The sequence below is a fragment of the Mesorhizobium sp. M0676 genome, from assembly GCF_040320535.1.
In the GTDB taxonomy this organism is placed as follows: domain Bacteria; phylum Pseudomonadota; class Alphaproteobacteria; order Rhizobiales; family Rhizobiaceae; genus Mesorhizobium.
This window is the reverse complement of the sequence record NZ_JAMYPU010000052.1, coordinates 1-22,028: the sequence shown is the minus strand read 5'-3', so window position 1 is coordinate 22,028 and position 22,028 is coordinate 1. Positions and strand designations below refer to the sequence as shown.

The following is a 22,028-nucleotide window of genomic DNA, read 5'->3' as shown; positions in this document are numbered from 1 at the left end:
CAGCTGACCAGTTCGCAAGGGCCGGTGGTGATCGCCAGCGCCTTCATCGGGTCGTCGCCGCCCTCATAGGAGCGATGCATGATCAGCGCGGGATAGTCGGCCATGCCGGCGATCAGCGAAATGTCGGGTTTCGGCAGATTGAGCTTTACGGTGAAATCGTCGACCTTCTCGATGCCGCCATCGACCGGCTTCTTGGTGTCGGCATTGACCAGCGCGCCCATGCGCGCGGCGACCGAATTGCCGGGGACGGAAGCGTCGCACCAGCGGTTGAGATTGTGGATGACGTCATCGGCGTTGAAGGCGTCGCCATTCGACCAGGCGATGCCCTTGCGCACATGAAGCGTCAGCGTCCTGGCGTCGTCGCTGGTTTCCCAGCTTTCGAGCAGCCACGGCTCGAAGGTGAAGTCGCGGTTCCAGCGCACCAGATATTCGTTGCAATGGCGCGCTACATTGGACATTTCGACGCCGTCGAAAGTACGTGGATCCTTGAAGCCCTTGACGTTCATGGCGACGCGCAAGGTGCCGCCGCGTTTCGGCTCTTCGGCCCGGGCAGGCGAAGGGGAAAGGCCGCCCAGCGCCAGCGCGCCGGCGGCACTGACGCCAAAGCCGGCCATGATGGCGAGATATTCGCGGCGGTTGACACCGCCCTTCCTGAAATCATCGGCAACGGGCTTCGCCTGCGGGTGCAAATTACGGTCGGTCAGCATGAATTTCATCGTCGTTCCCTTTTTTGTTGGGCGCCCCGACGGTCCGCTTCCGCTGGGGGCGGATGCGATCGCCGAGGCGCCGTTGCCTGAGCAGGTGATGATAAAGCGGGCGGACACCGGGAAATGTTCGCTTTTCCGCAATTCTTGTGCACTGCTCCGCAGTGGTAGATGGCCAATCTCCCCCTTGTTGTGGGGGAGATGTCCGGCAGGACAGAGGGGGGCGCTGTCCCGCCATCCCGTCTGCCGACTGGAGTATCATCGCAGATAATCGTTGCGTTGATTTAGGATATTGAAGGGCCGCGATCCTTCGCGCCCCCCCTGGCCTGCCGGCTTTCGTCGTTCGGAAAGCCAAGCAATTGGCTTTCCATCCGCTACGCGGACCACTCCTCAACCCCCACCAGGGGGAGATCAGCGCTTCGCCGCCTCAATATGGCCAGTCGTTCTTGCCGAGCACGGCGACGGCGGCGATGGCTGCAAGCGTGCACACGAACGCCTCGCCGGCGCGCTGAACACTTTTGCGGGCGCGCAGAAAACTGTGCACCAGCCGCGGCTCCTCATACCACCAGGCGCGGCCGCCGGCGGCAACAATGCGGTCGCGATAGGTCTCGCCGTCCGATGACAGCGGATCGCATTGGGCGGTGATGATGACAGTCGGCGGCAGGCCGGAGAAGTCATTGTCGCTCAGCGGCGAAAAAGTCGGGTCGTCGGGCGACTGTGCCGGGGCAGCGCGAATGGTGCGGTAGAACGCGATGTCGCGCAGTGTCAACAGCGGTGCCTCGGCATGTTCGACATAGGAGCCGGCACTCTCGTCGCCGCCAAGGTCGGGATAGATCAGCACCTGGCCGACCGCCCGGCGCAGGTGGCGGCGCGAGGCGTGCGCGACCGCGGCGGCAAGGTTGCCGCCGGCGCTTTCGCCGACAAGCACGATCGGCAGGTCCGTTGTCACCGCCGCCCATTCGAACACGGTCAGCGCGTCGTCGAAGGCGGCCGGGTGCGGATGCTCCGGCGCCAACCGGTAGTCGGCCGAGACGACGTCGAAACCGGTGCCGGCGCAGATCTCGGCGCAGATGTCGTCATGGCTGTCGAGCCCGCCAAGCACAAAGCCGCCGCCATGATAGTAGAGGATGACGGCGCGCACGGGCTTGCCCGCCATCCGGTAGTAGCGGATCGGGATGGCGTGTCCCTCATCGGCGGCGATGATGCCGTCGCTGGCCGAAACCCCTTTGGGATAACCCTGATGGAAGGCGCGGCACATCGCATCATAGACCGACCTTTGCTCGGCGATCGGAAGTTCGGCGATTTCTGGCGGGAACCAGTCATTGACCAGGTCGATATACTCCCACAGCGCCGGATCGAGCAGGGTGGCGTATTTCCCCCGCCTGGTGGTCTTGAGCTTGTGGACCGTGCCCATCTCTCAGAGCTCGCCGTAGAGACGTTCGGCGTTTTCAAAGGTGAAGCGCAGCGGCACCGAGCCCTCGACCCGCCATGCGCTGACAGTGTCGCCCGCCATCAGCCGGCACGCGTCTATCGTGTTGGTGACGGCGCCGCCATAGAGCCGGTTGGCAAGGTTGAGGATGGCGGTCTGGTGCATGGCGGCACTGCCGCTGCCGCAGGCATCCTTGACCAGAAGCACGCGAAAGCCGGATGCGACCGCGTCCTTCACGGTGGCGTCGATACAGGCCTCGGTCCAGACGCCGGCGACGATCAGCCATTCGATGCCGCGCGCCTTGAATTCGGTTGCGGCAGGCCCGGCGCCGAAGGCGCTGGCCTGCGTCTTGACCAGCATCGTCTCGCCGGCCGCGGGCGCCACCTCATGGCAAATCTCGGTCAGCGGATCGGTCTTGTCGGAAAAGGCAGACTTGCCGTCGGCGTCGAGCGGATGGAACGGACGCGCCTTGGCGGTATCGACGACATAGGCCCAGTGATAGAGCGGCACGAAGTTGCGCCGCGCCGCCGCCTGCAGGCGCTGGACGTTGGCCAGCACCTCGCCAAAACCTTCGACCAGATAGCGCTTGTCCTGCCGATGCTCTTCCTGGAGGTCGATGAACGCCGCGGCGACCGTGCCGCGTTTGATCGAGATGGGGCTTTTCATGCGGATAGGCCTTGGTTCGCGACCAACGCCGCCGCTCTTCTCGCAAGGGCAGCGCAAGCGATGGAGATTGGTCGGCGTCCTCCGAACTTCGTCATCCCAGGGCGAAGCAGCCGCGCAGCGGCGTCGCGGAGACCCTGGGATCCATTCCGTGACGTCGACCGTGGAGTGCAACTGTGCAGGATCTGCACTGTTGCGGCGCTCTGGAGTCCATGCCGTGACATTGGCCAAGGAATGCGGCGGAGCAGAACTTGCACCGTTGCGGCGCGGATGAGTCCCGGCATGGATCCTAGGGTCTGCGCCGCGTCGCTGCGCTCCTTGCTTCGCCCTAGGATGACGACGGGATTGGCGTTCGCGCTGGTTGCCAAGGGATGCGAAACGACCATCAAACCTGCTTCTCCAGAAACTCATCCTCGTAGGGAAAGCGCGACAGAAGCTCGGTGCCGGTGTCGGTGATCAGGATCTCGTCCTCCAGCTTGACGCCCTCGCGGCCGCCTTTCTCGCCGATATAGCTTTCCACGCTCACCACCATGCCGGGCACGATAATGCCGTCGCGGCCATAGGTTTCATAGTCCATGGCGTGCGCAATGAACGGCGTCTCGCCATGCATGCCGACGCCGTGCATCACCGAGGTATAGCGCTGGTCGACGAAACGGTCCGGGATTTTCCACGCCTTTTCGGCGATTTCGCGAAACGCCATGCCCGGCCTGACGATCGAAATGTTGTGCTGAACCTGGTCGTGCGCCATGCGGTAGAGCGATTTCTGATAGCCGGTCGGCTTGCCCGGCCCGCAGCGGAAGGTGCGCGAAAAATCGGAATAATAGCCATAGCAGCCGATCGTATCGGTATCGAGCGCCAGAAGCTCGCCCGGCCGGATCTTGCGGCCGCTGGCCTCGTTGAACCACGGATTGGTGCGCTGTCCCGAGGTGAGGAGCCGCGTCTCGATGAACTCGCCGCCCTGGCGGATCACCTCGCCATACATGATGGCGAACAGCTCGTTTTCGGAGACGCCGGGTTTTATCGCCTCGCGCACGGCATAAACAGCGGCTTCCGCGCCGGCCATCGACACCTGCAGGCATTTGACCTCCTCAGGCGTCTTGACCGCGCGCACCGCCAAAATCTCGCCCTGGCAATCCTTGACCTCGCAGCCGCGCTTTTCCAGCGCCAGCGCCTGCAAATGGCTGCAGCGATCCAACCCGAGCTTCATCGAGCCGCCGCCGTGCTTCGTCAAAAGCTCGGCGATCTCGTCGGCGAAGGGGCCGGCGGTTTCGTCGTCGCGGCCCGACACCGAAGACCATACCAGCTTGGACGGGCGCGCCTCGTCGATCGTGTCGAGCACCATCGAGACATGGTAGCTCTGCGGGTATTCGAACAGCACGATCGGCCCGTCGGTCGGGATGAAGAAATACCGCGTCGAGTTGCGCAGGAAATAGCCGAACATGTTGCGCGAGCCGGTGGCATAGCGCTGGTTGTAGGGGTCGAACAAAACGACGCCGCCATAGCCCGCCTCGCGCATCCAGCCGCGCAGTTTCGCCAGCCGCCCTTTGCGCAAGGCGTCGGCATCGATGAAGGACGGCTCGGTATCCGACAGCCACATGCCGCCGGCGGAGTCGGCCGCGACCGGGTGGCGCATGCGGTCCTTGAAATCCACATCCTCGGTGCTGTCCGGGTCGAAAACGACGATGCTCATGGGTGCGCCTCCTGAAGGGCTAGACCATAGCCATGCGCCGAAAAATGTCTGTGCGAGAATCCGCAGATGTCGTGCGAAATGCCGCAAGAAGGGCATGGATACAAAGGGCAATGTTGCGATCCTTCGCGCCCCCCTCTGTCCTGCCGGACATCTCCCCCACAAGGAGGGAGATTAGCAGCTTTCGCGTCCCGCTCGCCCTGCAACGTTGGTGATTGGCGAAAGCCGAGGCGACATCTGATCTCCCCCCGTGTGGGGGAGATGTCCGGCAGGACAGAGGGGGGCGCTGTCCCGCCAGCATCTCACCGCGTTAGCGCGCAGCGCCCTCTAATGCCGCCGCATCGCCTTCGGCGCGTGCCCATGCTCCTCGCGAAACGCTCGGGCAAAACTTGACATGGACGCGAAGCCGCAGGCCAGCGCCACGTCTCGCACCATCAGCGTCGAATGGGCCAACAGGTCGGCGGCGCGCCGTAGCCTGAGGCGCCGGTAATAGCCGTTGGGCGAAATGCTGAGCTCGGTGCGGAAATTGCGCTCCAGCTTGTCGGAGGAGACACCGAGCCTTGCCGCCAGCTCCGTCATGCCAAGCCGCTCTTCCACCGCATCCTCCATGATGGCGATGGCCGACAGCACCAGTTCGTTCTGGACGCCGGTGCGCAGCCTGAGCGGCATCAGCTTGCGGTCGACGCTCGAACGCAAGGGGCTGTGCACGAACCATTCGGCAACGCCCGCCGCGAGCTCGCCGCCATAATCGTTGGTGATGATCTCCAGCATCATGTCGAGGCTGCCGACGCCACCGGCCGAGGTGAAGCGTTTGCGGTCGATGACATAGAGATCGCGCCGAAGCTCGATATCCGGGAAGGCCTCCGTGAAGGCCGCCTGGCTGGTCCAGTGCAAGGTGCAAGCATGGCCGTCGAGCAAGCCGGCCCTGGCGAGGAAGAAGGCGGCGTCGGCCACCGCGCCGATATGGGCGCCGGCGCGCAGGCTCCTGCGGATCCAGGCAACCGCATCGTCCGCGACAAGCAAGTCCGCATTGCCGCCGGAGCAGACGACGATGCGGTCGACCTTCGGTGCGCTCGAGGCTGAGAATCCCGGTTGTATGACAACCCCATTGGACGCCTCGACCGTGCCCTGGTCGGCGCCGACGATCACCCAGCGGTAACAATCGCGCTTGGCCAGCACATTGGCGGCGCGCAGCGGCTCGATCACCGAACTGAACGCCATCATCGGAAAGCCGGGAAAGACCAGCACAGCGAAGGTGAGGGGACCTTCGCTCGCTGCGGGTTGCGCCCGGTCGTGTGTTTGGCTGGCACGGTCGGTATTCACAATTGTGTATTTCCTGGGAGCGTCATTGGTGGCAGACAGGAAATGTAACGGGCTTTTTGGCCCGCCGGCAATGGAGACGACGCCATGTTTGCGGCCCAGACCATCGACAGCACCGACAAGCCGGCCTTCTACCGCGAACTGGCCACCCAGTTGAAGGCGCTGCTGGAAGGCGAGAGCGACTCCGTCGCCAACGCCGCCAACACATCGGCGCTGATCTTCCAGATGGTGCCCGATCTCAACTGGGCCGGCTTCTATTTCCTGGCCTCCGACGAGGAGCTGGTGCTCGGACCGTTCCAGGGCAAGCCGGCCTGCGTGCGCATCGCGGTCGGCAAGGGCGTGTGCGGCACCGCCATCGATCTCGAAATGTCGATGCTGGTCAAGGATGTGCACGAGTTTGCCGGCCACATCGCCTGCGACGCCGACTCGCGCTCGGAACTCGTCGTGCTGCTGAGGGACAGTGACGGCGTCTTCGGCCTGATCGATCTCGACAGCCCGACGCCCGGCCGCTTCGACAAGGACGACCAGGCCGGCATCGAGGCGCTTGCCGCGATCTATGTCGCGGCGAGTTCGTTCGAGGACTAAGCGAACTTCACCAGCATCAGGCTGAAGCAGCCGATGAACAGGAAGGCGCAGGAGGCGAGCGCCAGCGGGCGAAGGCCGCGCGAGCGCAGCTGCGAAATGTTGGCCTGCAGACCCATGGCGGCGAGCCCCATGGTCAGCATGATGGTGGTGGCGAACGCCATGGCCGACTTCACTTCGGCCGGCACGGCGACCAGGCTGTTCAGCGCCACGACGGCAATGAAAGCGGCGACGAACCACGGCATCGGCGGCCGCGCAGCGGATTGGTCGCTTGGGCGATCGCCATTGCTCTTGCGGCGCGCCATCAGGCCGAGTGCGACGACCATCGGCGCCAGCATGGCGACGCGGGTAAGCTTGGCGACGGTGGCGATTTCGCCGGACTGGGCGCCGTTCTGGAAGCCGGCGCCGATGACCTGCGCCACCTCGTGGATCGAGGCGCCGGCCCACAGGCCGAATGCGTGCTGGTCGAGGCCGAGCACCGGCGCCAGCAGCGGGAAGCCGAGCATGGAGACGGTGCCGAACAGCGTGATCGAGGCGACGGCGTAGGTGACATCCTCGTCACGCGCATCGGTGACGATGTTGGTGGCGACGATCGCCGAGGCGCCGCAGATCGAGGTGCCGGCGGCAATCAGCTGCGCCAGCTTGGCGTCGACGCCGATCAGCCGGCCAAGCGTAATGGTGAAGACGAAGGTCGCTCCAAGGGTCAGCGCCACGATGCCGACGCCGCCGGCGCCGATGGAGACGACCTGGCCGAGCGTCAGCTGAAAGCCGAGCAGCACGATGGCAAAGCGCAGCAGGCGCTTCTGCGAGAATGCAATGCCGGCCTTGGCGTGGGCGGGGGTGCCGAGCACGTTGGAATAGATCATGCCGGCGACGACGGCGAGGATCATCGGGCTGAACAGCGCGAAGCCGGAGACATTATGGGCCGAGAAGGCCACCCCCGTGATCATCGCCACCAGCACGATCCCGGGGATGACGCCATTCCACACGGAATCGAGCCGCTTCCGGCCCACGGCCAAGTCGGCGGAAATCATGCTGATCGGAATATCGTTCGCTAGCTGGACGGCGGAAGACAATGCAATTCTCCAGGCAAGTACCTCAGGAGAATGTCATTCCAGAATCGATCTTTCCAACGAATTGTTCTTGTTGGAATGATCGATTTTTGCGAACAGTCGGCATGCCTTCAATCTTGCCTGTGCCATGCAAACGTAATGACTGGCTCGGTTATGCAGCTTGACGCTCTGCGTCTTGCACTCCAGCGTGGCGTCATGTTCGTTTTCTCGTTCGCCATCGCCAAGCGACGCCGTTCCTGCACCACGCAGCGCGGCAAGCTGTTTGCGCGACGAAAAGGACCGGCCCAATAAAATTCCGGTTCGTTCGTTCCAGCCCCGCCCGCGATGTCTGCCGGCGGGGTTTTCATGTCTGGAGCCTTTGCCATGTCCAATTCTTCCATCCTGTTTCGGCCGGCCCAACCGGCGGACGCTGCTGCCATCCGGGACATTGTGCGTGCCGCCTATGCCAAATGGGTGCCTCTGATCGGCCGCGAGCCGCTGCCGATGCGCGCCGACTATGACAAGGCGGTCGCCGAACATCCGTTCGATCTCGCCATCGAAAATGGCCGCATCGTCGGCATGATCGAGACCATGCTGGCCGAGGATCATCTCTGGATCGAGAATGTCTGCGTCGCGCCAGTGGCGCAGGGCAGGGGAATCGGCCGGCTGTTGCTGGAACGGGCGGAGCAGAAGGCGCTGGAGGCCGGCTGCTTCGAGCTGCGCCTGCTGACCAATGGCGCCTTCATGGCCAATGTGTTGTTGTACAAACGGCATGGCTATACGATCGACCGGGAGGAGCCGTTCATGAACGGCATGACGGTCTATATGAGCAAGAAACTGGGGTGATGGCCGATAACAGGGAGGATCGGATGGCAGTCAGGGTCCGGTTGAAGCCGCTCTCGGGGCGGTATGCGGTTTCGCGCCTCGAAGCAAAAGAGAGCATTCCCGGCTGGGCCGAAGGACCGGGCTTCGTCAGCATCACCAGGACAGAGGACGAGCTTTCGGTCGTCTGCCTGCAGGATCGGGTGCCGGACGGGGTGAAGCATGACAGGGACTGGGTCGCCCTGAAACTCCAAGGTCCTTTTGCCTTCGACGAAACAGGCATCGTGCTGTCGGTGATAAAACCATTGTCGGAAAACGAACTCGGCATTTTTCTGGTATCCACCTTCGATGGTGACCATCTGCTCGTCAAAGCCAAGGATGAAGCCGCGGCAAGGGGGCTTCTGGTCGCGGCGGGGCACACGCTTCTGTAGCCGTCGGCTCAATCGCCCGCCCTTGCGTTTGACATCGCTCTTGCCCCATCGTTATCCCTGAACCGATACGACGATCTGGCGATCGCCCCCCATCAATTCAGAAATCCCCCGAGGAGAAGCCCATGTCACACAATCTGCAGTTCTATATCGACGGCGTGTGGGTCGATCCTGTCGTGCCCAGCACACTCGACGTCATCGACCCGTCAAACGAAGATGCTTTCGCGCAGATTTCGCTCGGCTCAAAGGCCGATGTCGACAAGGCGGTTGCGGCCGCCAAGCGCGCCTTCGAGACATTCGGCTTCACTTCGGTCGAGGAGCGCCTCGATATCCTCAACCGCATAATCGAGGTCTACAAGAAGCGCAGCGCCGATCTGGCGCTGGCCGTATCGCGCGAGATGGGCGCGCCGCGCCAGATGGCACTCGACAGCCAGGTCGGCATCGGCCTGGCACATCTGCGGAAGATTGCCGAGGTGCTGAAGTCGTTCGAATTCCGCCACGTCAAGGGCTCGTCGCTGATCGTCAAGGAGCCGATCGGGGTCGTCGGCCTGATCACGCCGTGGAACTGGCCGCTGAACCAGATCACCTGCAAGGTCGGTCCTGCGCTCGCCGCCGGCTGCACCATGGTGCTGAAGCCCTCGGAAATCGCGCCGCTCGACGCCATCATCTTTGCCGAAATCATCGACGAGGCCGGCGTTCCCAAGGGCGTCTTCAACCTCGTCAATGGCGTCGGCCCGGGCGTCGGCCAGGCGCTGTCCAGCCATCCCGATGTCGACATGATGTCGTTCACCGGTTCGACTCGCGCCGGCATCCTGGTCGCCAAGGCGGCCGCCGACACGGTCAAGCGCGTGCATCAGGAGCTTGGCGGCAAGTCGGCCAACATCCTGTTTCCCGATGTCGATCTTGAAAAGGCCGTCAGCAAGGGCGTCGCCGGCTGCTTCAGCAACTCGGGCCAGTCCTGCAACGCGCCGACCCGCATGTTCGTGCCGCGCGACCGCCACGACGAGGCGACCGGCTACGCCAAGACGGCGGCCGAAAAATTGACCGTCGGCCCGGCCGATGCGGCCGGTACCAAGCTCGGCCCGGTGGTCAGCCAGATCCAGTTCGACAAGATCCAGGACCTGATCCAGGCCGGCATAGATGAAGGCGCGACGCTCGTTGCCGGTGGCCCCGGCCGTCCGGCCGAACTCAACCGCGGCTACTATGTCCGCCCGACCGTGTTCGGCGATGTCACGCCCGACATGCGCATCGCACGCGAGGAAATCTTCGGACCGGTGCTGGCGATCATGCCTTACGACACAGTGGAAGAGGCGATCGGCACCGCCAACGACACCGTCTATGGCCTGGCCTCCTACATTCAGGCCAAGGACATTCAGAAGGCCCGCGAAGTCGCCGCCCGCATGCGCACCGGCAACGTCTACATCAACTATCCCCAATGGGACGCCGGCCTGCCCTTCGGCGGCTACAAGCAATCCGGCAACGGTCGCGAATACGCCGAATACGGCCTCGAGGATTTCCTCGAGATCAAGGGCATCGCCGGCTACGAGGCGGCGGAGTAGGGGCTACCCCTTGGGGACCGGCAACCAGCCGGTCCCGAGGCTTCAGCTCTCAAACGTGCGGCTTCACTCTTCCCGGAAAGCTTTCTGGATCTGATCCGACAGCGGCTTCACCAGATAGGAAAGCATCGTCCGGTCGCCCGTCGGGAAGAACACCTCGGCCGGCATGCCCGGCGCCAGCGCCAGCCCGCGCAGCTTGGCGACCTCCGTTTTGGGCAGCGTCACCCGCGCCACATAGAAGGCTGCTCCGGTGCGCTCTTCGATGGTGAGATCCGCCGAGATCCGCGACAGCGTCCCGGTCAGCTCCGGCGTGGTTTGCCGATTGAAGGCCGACAGGCGCAAAATCGCATTCTGGCCCATCGTCACCTGGTCGATATCCTGCGGTGCGATATGCGCTTCAACGGTCAGGTCGTCCGTCACCGGTACGATCTGCATCACCTGTTCGCCGGGGGTGATGACCCCGCCGATCGTATGCACCGCCAACTGCAGCACCACGCCATCCTGCGGGCTGCGCAGATCGATGCGCTTCAACTGGTCCTCGGCCGCTACCTTGCGTTCGACGAACTCGGAGATCTTTCCCTGGGTATCGCGTAAATCGGTCGCGACCTCGCTGCGAAGGTCCTGGTCGATCTGGATGATCTGCAGTTCGATCTCGGACGCCTTGCCTTTCACCTGGGCAATTCCCGCGGTCAACTGGCCATGCTCGCCTTCGAGCCGCACCGCGTCCCGTTCCAGCGACGTCATGCGGTCGATTCCTATCAGCTTGCGATGCCAGAGCGACCGCACGCCTTCCAGCTCGATCTGGATCAGCTCGATCTCGCGGCGTTTCGCCTGCAGCTGCTCGGTCAGGCCGGCACTCTCCTGCGTCAACTGCGCGATCCGTTCGCGCAATTGCGATCGCTGGCCAGACCGCGCCTGGTGCCGGAAATCGAACAGCGATTGTTCTCCGGCCATCGATGCGGCGACACCGGCTTCGTCGCGCCGCGATGTCAAAACCTCCGGAAAGCTGATCGTGTCCTTGCCGTCACGCTCCGCCTCCAGGCGCGCCAACCGTGCATAAAACTCATCCAGACCTTTTGAGACGATCGCCAGATTGGCGCGTGTTGTCGTTTCATCCAGCCGCACCAGAATATCGCCCGCCTTGACCCGGTCGCCTTCACGCACCCTGATCTCGCCGACCACGCCGCCCGTCGGATGCTGAACCTTCTTTACATTGGAATCGACCACCAGCCGGCCAGCTGCGATCACCGCACCCGACATCTTGGTCACTGCCGCCAGGCCTCCAACACCTCCGACAAGCAGCAGACAGGTAGCAACGCCAGCCACGAGATAGCGGCGGACCTGCCGATGATGCAAAGCGGATCTGTCCTCGCTCATGCAGGAACGCCTCTCTCCGTGGCGGCAACGACCTTGAGCGGTGCCGCCGATCGGAAGACCTTGTTCAGCACCTCATCCTTCGGGCCGAAGGCCTGCACATGGCCATTGGCCATCACCAGCACGGTGTCGACGTTGGCCAGCACACTGGATCGGTGCGCGACGACGATAACGATGCCGCCGCGGTCCCTGATGCCCTGGATGGCGGCGGACAAGGCCACTTCACCCTCTGAGTCGAGATTGGAATTCGGCTCGTCCAGGATGACCAGGAAGGGATCGCCATAAAGAGAGCGGGCAAGGGCGACACGCTGCCGTTGCCCCGCCGACAGCGAGGCGCCGGCTTCGCCAACCTTTGTGTCGTAACCGTCGGCCAGATGCACGACGAGATCATGCACGCCGGCGGCCTTGGCTGCCGCAAGCACCATGTCGGACGACGCGTCCGGGTCGAAGCGGGCGATGTTCTGCGCAATCGTGCCGTCGAACAACTGCACATCCTGCGGCAGATAGCCGATATGTTTACCCAGCTCGTCGGCCGGCCACTGGTCAAGCGTCGCGCCGTCCAGCCGCACGGCGCCGCGCGCCGGAAGCCAGACACCTGCAAGCGTACGCACCAGCGATGATTTGCCGGAAGCACTCGGGCCGATGACCCCCAGGCCCGCTCCCCTGGCCAGTGAAAAACTTGCATCCCACACCACCGGCGTGCGTTCGCCCGGCGGCGCGACACTGACATTCTCGACCGCCAGCGCGCTGACAGGCGCGGGCAGGGTCACGCCGGTTGCGCCTTCCGGCAGCGCGGACAGAAGCTGCTTCAGGCGTGCCCAGCTTTGCCGCGCTGAAATGAAACCCTTCCAATGCGCTATCGCCAGTTCGATCGGAGCCAGCGCCCTGCCCATCATGATCGAGCTTGCGATCATGATGCCGCCGGTCGCCTCTTGCTGGATGACCAGATAAGCGCCGATCGCCAGCATTGCCGATTGCAGCATCAACCGCAGGATCTTGGAAATCGTGCCAAGCGTTCCCGCGACATCGCTGGCTGCCGCATGGGCGTTCAGGTACTCGGCATTGACGGCAGACCACCGCTCGGCGATACGCCCGCCAAAACCCATGGCCTGCATGGCTTCGGCATTGCGCCTTGTCGCCTCGGCCAACGTGCTGCGGACGGCCGCGTGCTGTCCGGCGATCCTTGTCGGGCCGCGGGTCCGGAATTCGGCCAGAAGCGTCAGTGCAAACAGGACAACGGCGCCGGCAAGCGCGGTAACGCCGATCCAGAAATGAAAAATGAAACAGATGCCGATATAGAGCGGCATCCATGGCAGGTCGAACAAAGCGGTCGGTCCGGCACTGCCGATAAAGGAGCGGACCTGATCGAGATCCCGTAGGGGTTGCAGCCCGTCGCCGGAAGGCTTGGCGCGCAGCGGCAGGCGCATCAGCGCCGAATAGACCGACGGGCTCAGCTTTGCGTCCAGCCCCTGTCCCAGCCGCACCATGAGGCGAGAGCGGATCAGCTCCAGCACTCCCTGAAACACGAACAATGTTCCCGCAAGCACCGCCAGGCCGACCAGCGTCGGCACGCTGCGACCCGGAACGACGCGGTCATAGACTTGCAACATGAAGAACGAGCCGGTCAGGGTCAGCACGTTGACGACCCCGCTCATCAGGACGATGCCCGAAAACGCACGTCGAAAGGACGCCAGGATTCCGACCAGCGTAAGCGGCGTCGATGGCGTCAGCTGCATGCAGGCTCGCAATCAGGATATGGCATCTCGTCCCTTCAATAGATAACTGCCTTGAGTGTGACATGGACGGGCAAGCCGGCCTGGAACTGCGCGCTGCCCCGCGCCACCAGCCAGCCGTCCGCACGCTCCAGGCGCGCAACGACCTGCAGCGTTGGTGAAGCGGTCGAGCTTGCGGGCAGGGGCAAGGAAAATTCTATCGTCTTTGAGCCGCCCTCGCTCTTGAGGCTGGTTTTGACGGCGCGGCGTCGCCCACTGTCCTGAATGGCGGGATCCTCAAGATAGATCTCGAGATGACCTTCCGGGATAGCCTTGCCGCCCACAAAGGTGACGGCGCCGCGAATATTGGTTGCGCGAATATCTGGCGATTGCGCTGCCGCCGCCCCGGTGGCCGCGGCGACTGCCGCAACTCCGGCGGCCATTAACACTGTGCGGCGGTCGGTCATCGCGTCCTCTCCCTTTTCACTGCGCTGGGGTATGCGGGAGGGGAGCCTGACGGCACCCCTCCCGGCAACGCGTTAGATGACAATGAAGTCTGCAGCCGAAAGATCCAGATTTGTGTTCAGGTGTGCAAACTGAACGGCTGCTCCCTGTCCGGAACCATCGGCGTCGTAAGACAATATTCCACTGTCGGTGTCGTAGATGATGCGGTCGTCGGCATCATGAGCAGCGCCGGCTGCGCTCTTGTAGAATGAGCCCAAAGCGAGGGCGCCGTCGCCGCCAACGCTGGCAAAGATGAGGTTGTCCAGCAGGATCGTATCGTCGGCGACCTTGAAGTCCTTGATCCAGTCGATATTGCCGTTCCCGAGTTCTGTCGAGAAGCGGAAATAGTCGTCGCCGGCGCCGCCGGTCAGCGTATCGGCAGCCAGCCCGCCATCCAAAAGGTCGCTGCCGCCGCCGCCGTTGAGCGTATCGGCGCCCGCAACGCCCGGCTGAGCTGGTGCCGGCGGGAATTCGACCGACACGTTCAGCTTGTAAGTCGAGCCCTCCGGCACGGATTCGACCCAGCCATCGCCAGGAGCCGAGTCCGACCATTCGCCCTCCACAATATAGTAGGTTCCGGTTTCCTGAACGATGAAGCTGGTGCTCGAATCGCGGCCGTTGTTGGAGCCGGGGTCGTTGCCGCCATCGTCGTTCTGGGCGACGATATTGCCATCGCTGTCCAGCACCCTGACGATGCTGTCATGGACATTGGGGTCCGCAATGCCATCGATGTCGATGGTGATGATCGTGCCGGCCGCCAGGTTGATGCTGTAATATCCGCCCAAGCCGTTTCCGGTGGCATTGACGGTGGTGTGAAGGGTGGTCGTCGAATCGAAGATGTCGGGGTCGGCGGTCAGCGAGAAGTTGTTCGAGATGTCGAAGGCGGTCGAGACCGAATTGTTGGTCGCGTCCGGTCCGAGCGTGGCGTAGCCGGTGCCCATGCCCGGGCGTGGCGGAGCATCGCCCTGATAGGCGAAATCGCCAAGCAGGGTGTCATCGCCGCCGCCGCCGTCGATCTTGTCGGCGCCGCCCTGGCCGGTCAGCACATTGGCCGCGCCATCGCCGGTCAGGTGATCGTTGAAGCCCGAGCCAGCCAGATTTTCGATCGAGATATAGGTGTCGCCGCCGGATTTGCCGCCACCCAGTTTGAGGTTTTGCCCGCTGGCCGCGTCGGCGTAGTCCGCCGTGTCGCTGCCGGCGCCGCCATTCAATATATCGGCGCCGCCACCGCCGGTCAGCGTGTCGTTGCCGGCGCCGCCGGAAAGTTTGTTGGCCTGGGCGTTGCCGATGAGATGGTCGTCGAAGAACGACCCGACGGCGTTTTCGAATCCGACCAGGATGTCGTGCCGGATAACGGTGCCGCGCCCGACGATCTGCACCGGGCCATCGCCGTCGCCGCCATTGGCCGTGCCATTGGCGAGGTCGATCGTCACGCCGGCGGAACTGCCTTCGTAGACGACCGTATCAATGCCGGCGCCGCCATCCAGATAGTCCTGGCCGGCGCCGCCGATGATCGTGTCGTTGCCGGCTTCACCGTACAGGATGTCGCCGTCATTGCCGCCATCCAGTATGTCGTTGCCGCCGCCGCCGTTGAAATAGTCGCCGCCGCCCCGGCCCCAGAAATGATTTGCCGCCGACGTACCGATGAAACGGTCGATGCGGTCATCGGAGCCGATCAGGTTTTCGATGCTGTAGAAGGTGTCGCCCGTGGCGGTTCCGCCGCTGGCCACGTTCGTCTCGAGATTGACGAGCAGCTGGAAGGGGCTCTCCTTGCTGAAGTCGACCGTGTCGACGCCGGCGCCGCCCCTGAATATATCGACGCCATCCTGGCCGCTCAGCGTATCGTCGCCGTCGCCGCCGTCGAGGATGTCGTTGCCTTGGCCGCCGAGGATCGTATCGTTGCCGCGGCCGCCATAGAGCGTGTCATTGCCGTCGTCGCTCTCGGTCTGGTCTGGAAGGTCGGCGACATCGATGGTGTTGTTGATGTCGCGGCTGGCGAGCGAGTCGCGGCCGCCGATGATGAGGTCATCGCCGCCCTGGCCGAAGATCGTGTCGTCGCCGGCGCCGCCGTCGAGCGTATTGTTGCCATTGTCGCCGAAGATGACGCTGGTCATCGTGTTGTCGCCGATGGTCGGTGCGGTTTCGGTGCCGCCGTCTCCAGGCTGGAGTGTCGACTCGTCGGCGTAGATGATGTGTTCGACGTTGGCGATTTTCCGGATATTCAAGTTCCGGTTCAGCAGAACGACCGTGTCATTCCCGCCATTCGCTTCCTCGCGCACGATGTCGTCGAGGGAATCGACGAAGTAGGTGTCGTCGCCGCCATTGCCGGCCATGCGGTCGCCGCCGCCGCGGCCATCCAGCACGTTGGCTCCGTCATTGCCAATCAGGACGTCGTCATAGCTGCTGCCGATGCCGTTCTCGATGTAATAGTCGGTGCCGTCGGCGTTGTGCCCGGCAAAGATCGACACATTGTTGCTGTGGCCGTTGACGCTGGAGAACTGTCCGGCGCGCAAATCGAGGATCGTACCGGCCGTCGAGCCGGAGAAGTCGATCGTGTCGGTTCCGCCGGTGTCATGGATGACAAAGCCGATATCGTGCTGCATGCCCGAGGAGGTCAGCCGGTAGCCGTCCACTGCACTGCCGAAGCCGTAGACGTTGTCGCCGGTGTTGAGATCGATATGCTGATAGGTGCGCACGCCGTTCTCGTCGACGGTGGAGAAAAAGCGGCGGATGACCGCCTCGATGTCGGCCATCATCGGCGTTGACGCCGACCAGCGGCTGGTTTCACCGACATCGATCCCGTCGAAATAGGACATGACGCTGTATTGCTGACGGTCGTAGGTCCAGGTCGCATTGTTCAGATAATTGATCTGTACGCCGCCGGGGCCGCTGTAATTGTAGAGCCCGGGGTGGTTCAGCCCGAACTCATGACCGAATTCATGGATGAAGGAATCGAAGACATAGCCGCCAATATCCGTCTTGTTGACCTCGGTGTCGTGGAAACGCTGGCCGATGCTGACATAGCGGTCATTGGAATAGGCGCTGCCGTCGTCCTCTTCGCCCAGTTCGGGGCTGACAACCTGCATCCAGTCCGTTGCGCTGTTGTATGGTGCATTGTCGACGATTTCGAACTTCAAAGGGGTGACACTGGCCCACATCTGCAAGGCGCCGATCGCGGCGGCCTTGTATTCGGGATGGTCATTGAGCTCGGAGACATTGATCCTCAGCGTTCCCGCCGCCGTCGCCGGCGTTATCGACCGGTCCAGCGCTCCAAGGTAGGTGAGGAAGGCCCCGTAATCTTCGCTTTTGCCGTACGGGTTGTCCGGCGTCTGGTCGTTGACCCACCATTGATCGCTGGTTTGGCTTGGGTTCGGCATCCTTGGGACTCCTTGGTCTCGCAGCCGTGGCAATTACGGCCGTACGGTTTAGCTGTTGCCAACCACCGACAAGCATCGTTTGCGCTTGCCGGTCGAGCCCCGTCCCAGTGGCAACAATGCTATTGGAATCTTCGCTTGTCTAGCCTCTGTTCGCGCTCAGTACATATGAAGGTTCTTGGGCGCGCTTGTACCGGCGGGTTTTGAGATACTCGTTTGGTGTTAATTGAGCTATCGCTAATCTATGGTCGTACCTCGCCCGTAGGCACGAGGGGCTGAATGCACAGGCGTGCTTCAGGATCCCGTCCGGCGCGCGAAATGTTCATATGTCACGCGCCAGGGGTCGCTCTCCGCTCGTCTCTCCTCACCGATCCAGTGAAAGCTGGCGGCGGTGATCTCGGTGAACCGCCACCGCGCCTGCAGGCCGCGCGAGTCGGCGCCCATCTGGACGATGTCCTTGCCTTCGGCCCGCCCGATCTGGCGCGAGTAATCCTGGTTGAGCGGATCGCTCCAGATGATGTGCCAGCCACCCATCCCGGGATCGAAGACGCGCAAGGTCGTGCCATACATGGTGGACGGGGCAGGGCGCCTGGGCCTGATCCAGATGTCCTGAATGGCGCGGCCTTCGAGCACCCAACCAAAGTGACACTCGCCATCCCATTTCTGAATTGTGCCGTCGTTGCGGTGGTGGAGCGTCTCCATGTCCCAACTGCCGATCAACCATCCATACAGGTCCATGTCTTTCGCCCAGTCGGCTGGCGGACCTTCGGATGCGAGAGCGGAAAGAAACGTCGCCATGATTGTCTCCAGGCAAGCCGCGCCGAAACGCTGGGCGTTCCAACCCTTGCAGCGTTGCGGGTTCGGGGTCTTGGGAAAAATTGCGGTAATGCTGCTGTGAAGGCAGCCGGCCTTCCGCGTTCGCGCCATACCAAATCTATGCGTGAATGCTAATGTAACGTCGGCGGGTACCCCAATGCCCGCCTGGCCGGCGCCTCCTCAGGCAAGCTCTTGAATGAGCGGCGCCGGCCGCTGGCCTGGGCGGCAAACTCCTGCCGGAGGATATCAGGCTTGGCACGCGGTTATTGCAGGCAGTTTTGGCAGGCTTTCGATCTCGGTCTGTATCCCCAGAACTTCCGCTGCCCAATCGCGCAGTTCCGGAGAAGCATCGCCCGATTTCATGATCATTGGAACCCAATCAATTCTCGGGCGGCGCTTCATCTTCCCAGCCGGCCAGCTCCGGCAGGTCGTCAAGCCAGCTTTTCTCTGTGATCGAGGCTTCGCCGGCCTGCGGCACAGCCTCAGTCGCGTTTTGAATGAGCCAGTCCATCCACTTGCGATAGGCAGGCGGGGCCAATTCCGGCGGCAGCACCTTAGCCTTGGCCAGCATGCGTTTGCGGAAACTGAGTTGCCGGCGCAGTTTCGTCGTCGTGAATTTTATCGCCTTGCCCTGATATTCCACCGTCCAGCGCCCATCGCCGTGGCTGGTCAGCCTGTCGATGGCAAAACCGGCATCGACCGGCCTGTCGCGCCAGGGAAGCTCGATGGCATTCCGCCTGAGATCGAGTGCCCATCGCCGGTAATCGGCCCCGGCACGCTGCGGCGGCAGAACGCCAGCCTGTTCAAGGATTTTCCTGCGAAAGGTAGGCTGCTTCTTGATCTGGCCGGTTGTCAGCTCGATGCGATGCCCACGGAACTCGACATGCCAGCGGATTCTCCCGTTGCCGACATATTTTGCCAGCCTGTCGATGGCGAACTCATCGTCGGACAACTCCACGCATCCCTGGCGGATGCGTTCGAGGATGTACTGGCTGTCAGTGGGCATGACGTGCCTTGGCTGGGGAACCTGGATTCGAACCAGGACTAACGGAGTCAGAGTCCGTGGGTCTACCGTTAACCTATTCCCCAGCAGGCGCTGTCGCGCTGGTGGCCCGCCGAAGCAGCCGCGCGTGCCTTGTAGCCGCCGCCGGAAAATAGTCAAGCCTAAGCTGCGTTTCAATCACAGCGTTTCATAAGGGCAATTATCCCGGGTGGCGCGCCGCACCCAATGATCCTCAGCTCTCCGTCCGGCTGTATTGCGAATGTTCGAAGAACAGCACCACGCCGAGCGCGATCAGCAGCGGGATGATCAGGTAAAACAGCCGGAACACCAGAAGTGCCGCCAACACGCCGACCGGGTCCATATCAGACAGGCCCGCGAGGAACACGACCTCGAACACGCCGAGCCCGCCCGGCGCGTGCGAGATCTGCGCAACCGAGAACGACACCAGGAACACGCCGAGAATGACAAAATAGCCGGGATTTCCGGCCGCCGGCAGAGCAAAGAAGATGATCGCCGCTGCTGCCAGAAGCTCGATCGGGCCGATCAGCAATTGCCGCGCCACGATCGGCAGCGCCGGATAGTGCAGCTGGAAGCCGGCGATTTTCAGCGGCTTCAGATGCAGCCAGCTGCCGAAGATGTAGGCGCTGATCAGGATCAGCAAAGCGATGCCGGCGGCGATCGCCAGGCCGTGGTGCGGGGCGCCGGAAAAGCGGTCGATGATCGCAGGCTCGAACACCAGCACCAGGCCGCCGACCAGAATGCTGGAGAGCACGAAGGTGATCCAGCAGATCGCCACCAGAATGCCGACGTCCTGGCCGGTCAGCCCCCTGGTGCCATAGGCGCGATAGCGGATCACGGCGCCCGAAAACACCGAGCCGCCAATGTTGTGCGACAGCGCATAGGTGGTGAAGGAGCAGAAGGTGACGAACAGCCACGAGACCTTTTTGCCGATATGCAAGAGCGCTATGTGGTCGTAGCCGGCAAGCGAGGCGTAGGCGACCACCGAGCTCAGCGCCGCCAGCACCCAGCCGCGCGTCGGGATGGCTGATATGCCGTCCCAGACATCGTCGATCGAGATGCCGCGCAACTCATGCCACAGCAACAACAGCGACCCGATGACCGCCGCGACACCGATGACCGGCCACAGATAGCGCTTCCAATTCGTGGCCCCCCAATTCATGGAGTTGTCGTCATGCGTTGCTGCCCATCGCCCAGGCGGGCGTTAAAACGTCCGCGATTCACCAATTCCCCCTCATTTCAGAAATGCCTCATCGAAGCCGGCTATTCAACCGGCAAGGGTGAGCAGCCGGTTCGCCAACGGCGAATTCGTCGTGCCAGCGGCACGATGAAAGGCTAGCGAACGCCGGGACGCTGCAAAGCAGCGGGGATCTGGCAGGACGCAGCCAGCAAAAATTGAGCCCTTGCTCTTGGTGATCCGGTCCGGCGCTGCTACTCTGGCGGCAACTTAAAAGATTGAAGCGCCTGCTGCGTCCGGTTTTCCGGTTCGCGCGGCGCCGGAAGGAACTGAAGTGGAAGACCACGACACCGGCGCTGGCGCGCCGGAAGTGGGCGTGTCCAGGGCTTCGCCGCCGTCAGGCGGGCCAAGCCCATCCGCCGGGCGGCCCCGCCAGGCGGGGCCTCAGTCCGGTAACGGACAGGCCGGCGAAGCCCAGCATCAGCGAGGCAAGGCGAGAAAGCGGCGCAAGCGCCGGCGTGGGCGCAAGGTTTTTGCGCGCGACGACAGCCCTCTCGCAACCGCCGCAGCGGTTAGTGCGCCGGCCTCAGTCGGCCCGGCCGCTCCAGCGCCGGTGCCTTTGCCCTCGGCGCCACAATCCCGACCGGAACAGCCAATGCATCGTCCGCCGATGCAGGAACTGCCGGTGTTTGCCGCGCTCGATCTCGGCACCAACAATTGCCGGCTTTTGGTCGCGGTGCCGCAGCGCCATGGCCAGTTCCGCGTCATCGACGCCTTCTCGCGCATCGTCAGGCTGGGCGAGGGGCTGACGGCGAATGGGCACCTGAGCCAGGCGGCGATGGACCGCGCCGTCGAGGCGCTGAAGATCTGCGGCGACAAATTGCGCAACCGCAAGATCAGGAAAGCCCGGCTGATCGCCACCGAGGCCTGCCGCACCGCCGACAATGGCGTCGAATTCCTGCAGCGCGTCGAACGAGAGGCGGGGTTGAAGTTGGAAATCATCGACCGCCAGACCGAGGCGCGGCTTGCTGTATCCGGCTGCGGCTCGCTGGTCGAGCGCGACACGCAAGGCGTGGTGCTGTTCGACATCGGCGGCGGCTCGTCCGAAATCGCGCTGATCGACCTCACCGGCCAGCGCTCGCCGCGGCTTGCCAACCACATCGTGTCGTGGACGTCGCTTCCGGTCGGCGTTGTCTCGCTGGCCGAGCGTTTTGGCGGCCGCACGGTGACGCGCGAGATCTTTGCCGCCATGGTCGACGACGTCGCGGTGCGGCTAAAATCCTTTGATGGTCGCGACCGGTTGAGCCACGTGCTGACCAGCCCGAAATTCCATCTGCTGGGCACATCCGGCACGGTGACGACGCTGGCCGGCGTCCATCTCGACCTCGAACGCTACGACCGGCGCCGCGTCGACGGGCTGTGGATGGACCGCGACAGCGTTGACCGCATGGTCGAAAAACTGGTCGGCTGGGATTTCCAGCAGCGCTGCGCCAACCCGTGCATCGGTACGGACCGCGCCGACCTGGTGCTGGCCGGCTGTGCTATCCTGGAAGCCATCCGTGCGGTGTGGCCGTCGGAGCGGCTGCGCGTCGCCGACCGGGGCTTACGCGAAGGCATTTTGAGCGAGCTGATGGCCGATGACGGCGTCTGGCGCAACAGTGGGCGAGGCCGAGCATGATCCGCATTGCTTTGGTGAACGGTCGACCCCCACACCCTGGCGCGTCGCTCGACCCCACTCCCCCCATCGCCGCGGGAGAGGGAGGGGCGGACTTTTGCCGAACCGCGCCGTTACTCGCCCTGCGGAGGG

Annotated in this window: 19 protein-coding genes and 1 tRNA gene; 5 read left to right on the top strand and 15 right to left on the bottom strand. The window is 63.4% G+C overall.

The features are described from left to right. The 5 genes from NKI35_RS30295 to NKI35_RS30275 all read right to left on the bottom strand — a co-directional run. On the bottom strand, window positions 1–716 hold a 716-nt coding region (locus NKI35_RS30295; RefSeq protein WP_352742425.1), incomplete at its 3' end, for an ABC transporter substrate-binding protein. Between the two features lie 415 nt (window positions 717–1,131). Continuing rightward, a complete protein-coding gene (locus NKI35_RS30290; RefSeq protein WP_352742423.1) occupies window positions 1,132–2,118 on the bottom strand; it encodes an alpha/beta hydrolase in 987 nt (328 codons plus the stop codon). 3 nt (window positions 2,119–2,121) lie between these two features. Continuing rightward, a complete protein-coding gene (locus NKI35_RS30285) occupies window positions 2,122–2,799 on the bottom strand; it encodes an isochorismatase family protein (protein WP_023752033.1) in 678 nt (225 codons plus the stop codon). A gap of 382 nt (window positions 2,800–3,181) precedes the next feature. Beyond that, window positions 3,182–4,486, bottom strand: coding sequence for a M24 family metallopeptidase (locus NKI35_RS30280; RefSeq protein WP_352742421.1), 1,305 nt, complete (start codon window positions 4,484–4,486; stop codon window positions 3,182–3,184). A 324-nt stretch (window positions 4,487–4,810) separates the two neighbouring features. Continuing rightward, entirely contained in the window at window positions 4,811–5,707 is an 897-nt protein-coding gene (locus NKI35_RS30275; protein WP_352519331.1) for a GlxA family transcriptional regulator, read from the bottom strand. Between the two features lie 183 nt (window positions 5,708–5,890). On the opposite strand from NKI35_RS30275, the gene msrC reads away from it, so the two are divergent. Continuing rightward, complete coding sequence (gene msrC, locus NKI35_RS30270; RefSeq protein WP_023730524.1) at window positions 5,891–6,388, top strand: free L-methionine (R)-S-oxide reductase MsrC; 498 nt, start codon at window positions 5,891–5,893, stop codon at window positions 6,386–6,388. Here msrC and NKI35_RS30265 read toward each other — a convergent pair. Both NKI35_RS30265 and NKI35_RS30260 read right to left on the bottom strand, forming a co-directional pair. Next, window positions 6,385–7,419, bottom strand: coding sequence for a YeiH family protein (locus NKI35_RS30265; RefSeq protein WP_352742427.1), 1,035 nt, complete (start codon window positions 7,417–7,419; stop codon window positions 6,385–6,387). The genes msrC and NKI35_RS30265 overlap by 4 nt on opposite strands. A gap of 75 nt (window positions 7,420–7,494) precedes the next feature. Continuing rightward, window positions 7,495–7,746, bottom strand: coding sequence for a hypothetical protein (locus tag NKI35_RS30260; RefSeq protein WP_352742419.1), 252 nt, complete (start codon window positions 7,744–7,746; stop codon window positions 7,495–7,497). A 75-nt stretch (window positions 7,747–7,821) separates the two neighbouring features. On the opposite strand from NKI35_RS30260, the gene NKI35_RS30255 reads away from it, so the two are divergent. The 3 genes from NKI35_RS30255 (at window position 7,822) to NKI35_RS30245 (ending at window position 10,246) form a co-directional block, all read left to right on the top strand. Next, window positions 7,822–8,283 carry a GNAT family N-acetyltransferase gene (locus tag NKI35_RS30255; protein ID WP_352742417.1) on the top strand — a complete coding sequence of 154 codons (462 nt, stop codon included), beginning with the start codon at window positions 7,822–7,824 and terminating at the stop codon, window positions 8,281–8,283. Window positions 8,284–8,306: 23 nt separating this feature from the next. Then, a complete protein-coding gene (locus NKI35_RS30250) occupies window positions 8,307–8,690 on the top strand; it encodes an ACT domain-containing protein (RefSeq protein WP_023752026.1) in 384 nt (127 codons plus the stop codon). 122 nt (window positions 8,691–8,812) lie between these two features. Continuing rightward, window positions 8,813–10,246: an aldehyde dehydrogenase family protein gene (locus tag NKI35_RS30245; protein WP_352543659.1), complete on the top strand. Its 1,434-nt coding sequence runs from the start codon at window positions 8,813–8,815 to the stop codon at window positions 10,244–10,246. Window positions 10,247–10,309: 63 nt separating this feature from the next. Here NKI35_RS30245 and NKI35_RS30240 read toward each other — a convergent pair whose 3' ends face one another. The 8 genes from NKI35_RS30240 to NKI35_RS30205 all read right to left on the bottom strand — a co-directional run bounded on the left by NKI35_RS30240 (window position 10,310) and on the right by NKI35_RS30205 (window position 20,206). Further along, window positions 10,310–11,620, bottom strand: coding sequence for an HlyD family type I secretion periplasmic adaptor subunit (locus NKI35_RS30240; protein ID WP_023819574.1), 1,311 nt, complete (start codon window positions 11,618–11,620; stop codon window positions 10,310–10,312). Next, on the bottom strand, window positions 11,617–13,353 hold the full coding sequence (locus tag NKI35_RS30235; RefSeq protein ID WP_023698050.1) for a type I secretion system permease/ATPase: 1,737 nt from the start codon (window positions 13,351–13,353) through the stop codon (window positions 11,617–11,619). The genes NKI35_RS30240 and NKI35_RS30235 overlap by 4 nt, the downstream gene beginning before the upstream one ends. Window positions 13,354–13,388: 35 nt before the next feature. Further along, window positions 13,389–13,796: a hypothetical protein gene (locus NKI35_RS30230; protein WP_352519302.1), complete on the bottom strand. Its 408-nt coding sequence runs from the start codon at window positions 13,794–13,796 to the stop codon at window positions 13,389–13,391. Between the two features lie 72 nt (window positions 13,797–13,868). After that, window positions 13,869–17,210: a M10 family metallopeptidase C-terminal domain-containing protein gene (locus NKI35_RS30225; RefSeq protein WP_352742414.1), complete on the bottom strand. Its 3,342-nt coding sequence runs from the start codon at window positions 17,208–17,210 to the stop codon at window positions 13,869–13,871. A gap of 291 nt (window positions 17,211–17,501) precedes the next feature. Continuing rightward, window positions 17,502–18,005 (bottom strand): hypothetical protein, encoded by a 504-nt coding sequence (locus NKI35_RS30220; RefSeq protein WP_352742412.1) that lies wholly within the window; start codon window positions 18,003–18,005, stop codon window positions 17,502–17,504. A gap of 397 nt (window positions 18,006–18,402) precedes the next feature. After that, complete coding sequence (locus NKI35_RS30215; protein WP_031204235.1) at window positions 18,403–19,029, bottom strand: hypothetical protein; 627 nt, start codon at window positions 19,027–19,029, stop codon at window positions 18,403–18,405. A 9-nt stretch (window positions 19,030–19,038) separates the two neighbouring features. Beyond that, a tRNA-Gln gene (locus tag NKI35_RS30210) sits at window positions 19,039–19,112 on the bottom strand. 146 nt (window positions 19,113–19,258) lie between these two features. Further along, window positions 19,259–20,206 (bottom strand): lysylphosphatidylglycerol synthase domain-containing protein, encoded by a 948-nt coding sequence (locus tag NKI35_RS30205; RefSeq protein ID WP_352742410.1) that lies wholly within the window; start codon window positions 20,204–20,206, stop codon window positions 19,259–19,261. A 349-nt stretch (window positions 20,207–20,555) separates the two neighbouring features. Between NKI35_RS30205 and NKI35_RS30200 the strand changes: the two genes are divergently transcribed. Further along, complete coding sequence (locus NKI35_RS30200) at window positions 20,556–21,899, top strand: Ppx/GppA phosphatase family protein (protein WP_352742408.1); 1,344 nt, start codon at window positions 20,556–20,558, stop codon at window positions 21,897–21,899. Window positions 21,900–22,028 lie beyond the last annotated feature (129 nt).

Coding starts and splice junctions, on each gene's coding strand:
- NKI35_RS30220 (WP_352742412.1), bottom strand. CDS start 18,005: ATGGCGACGTTTCTTTCCGCTCTCGCATCCGAAGGTCCGCCAGCCGAC.
- NKI35_RS30255 (WP_352742417.1), top strand. CDS start 7,822: ATGTCCAATTCTTCCATCCTGTTTCGGCCGGCCCAACCGGCGGACGCT.
- NKI35_RS30215 (WP_031204235.1), bottom strand. CDS start 19,029: ATGCCCACTGACAGCCAGTACATCCTCGAACGCATCCGCCAGGGATGC.
- NKI35_RS30230 (WP_352519302.1), bottom strand. CDS start 13,796: ATGACCGACCGCCGCACAGTGTTAATGGCCGCCGGAGTTGCGGCAGTC.
- NKI35_RS30285 (WP_023752033.1), bottom strand. CDS start 2,799: ATGAAAAGCCCCATCTCGATCAAACGCGGCACGGTCGCCGCGGCGTTC.
- NKI35_RS30250 (WP_023752026.1), top strand. CDS start 8,307: ATGGCAGTCAGGGTCCGGTTGAAGCCGCTCTCGGGGCGGTATGCGGTT.
- NKI35_RS30290 (WP_352742423.1), bottom strand. CDS start 2,118: ATGGGCACGGTCCACAAGCTCAAGACCACCAGGCGGGGGAAATACGCC.
- NKI35_RS30245 (WP_352543659.1), top strand. CDS start 8,813: ATGTCACACAATCTGCAGTTCTATATCGACGGCGTGTGGGTCGATCCT.
- NKI35_RS30240 (WP_023819574.1), bottom strand. CDS start 11,620: ATGAGCGAGGACAGATCCGCTTTGCATCATCGGCAGGTCCGCCGCTAT.
- NKI35_RS30275 (WP_352519331.1), bottom strand. CDS start 5,707: ATGATGGCGTTCAGTTCGGTGATCGAGCCGCTGCGCGCCGCCAATGTG.
- NKI35_RS30265 (WP_352742427.1), bottom strand. CDS start 7,419: ATGATTTCCGCCGACTTGGCCGTGGGCCGGAAGCGGCTCGATTCCGTG.
- NKI35_RS30205 (WP_352742410.1), bottom strand. CDS start 20,206: ATGAATTGGGGGGCCACGAATTGGAAGCGCTATCTGTGGCCGGTCATC.
- msrC (WP_023730524.1), top strand. CDS start 5,891: ATGTTTGCGGCCCAGACCATCGACAGCACCGACAAGCCGGCCTTCTAC.
- NKI35_RS30225 (WP_352742414.1), bottom strand. CDS start 17,210: ATGCCGAACCCAAGCCAAACCAGCGATCAATGGTGGGTCAACGACCAG.
- NKI35_RS30235 (WP_023698050.1), bottom strand. CDS start 13,353: ATGCAGCTGACGCCATCGACGCCGCTTACGCTGGTCGGAATCCTGGCG.
- NKI35_RS30280 (WP_352742421.1), bottom strand. CDS start 4,486: ATGAGCATCGTCGTTTTCGACCCGGACAGCACCGAGGATGTGGATTTC.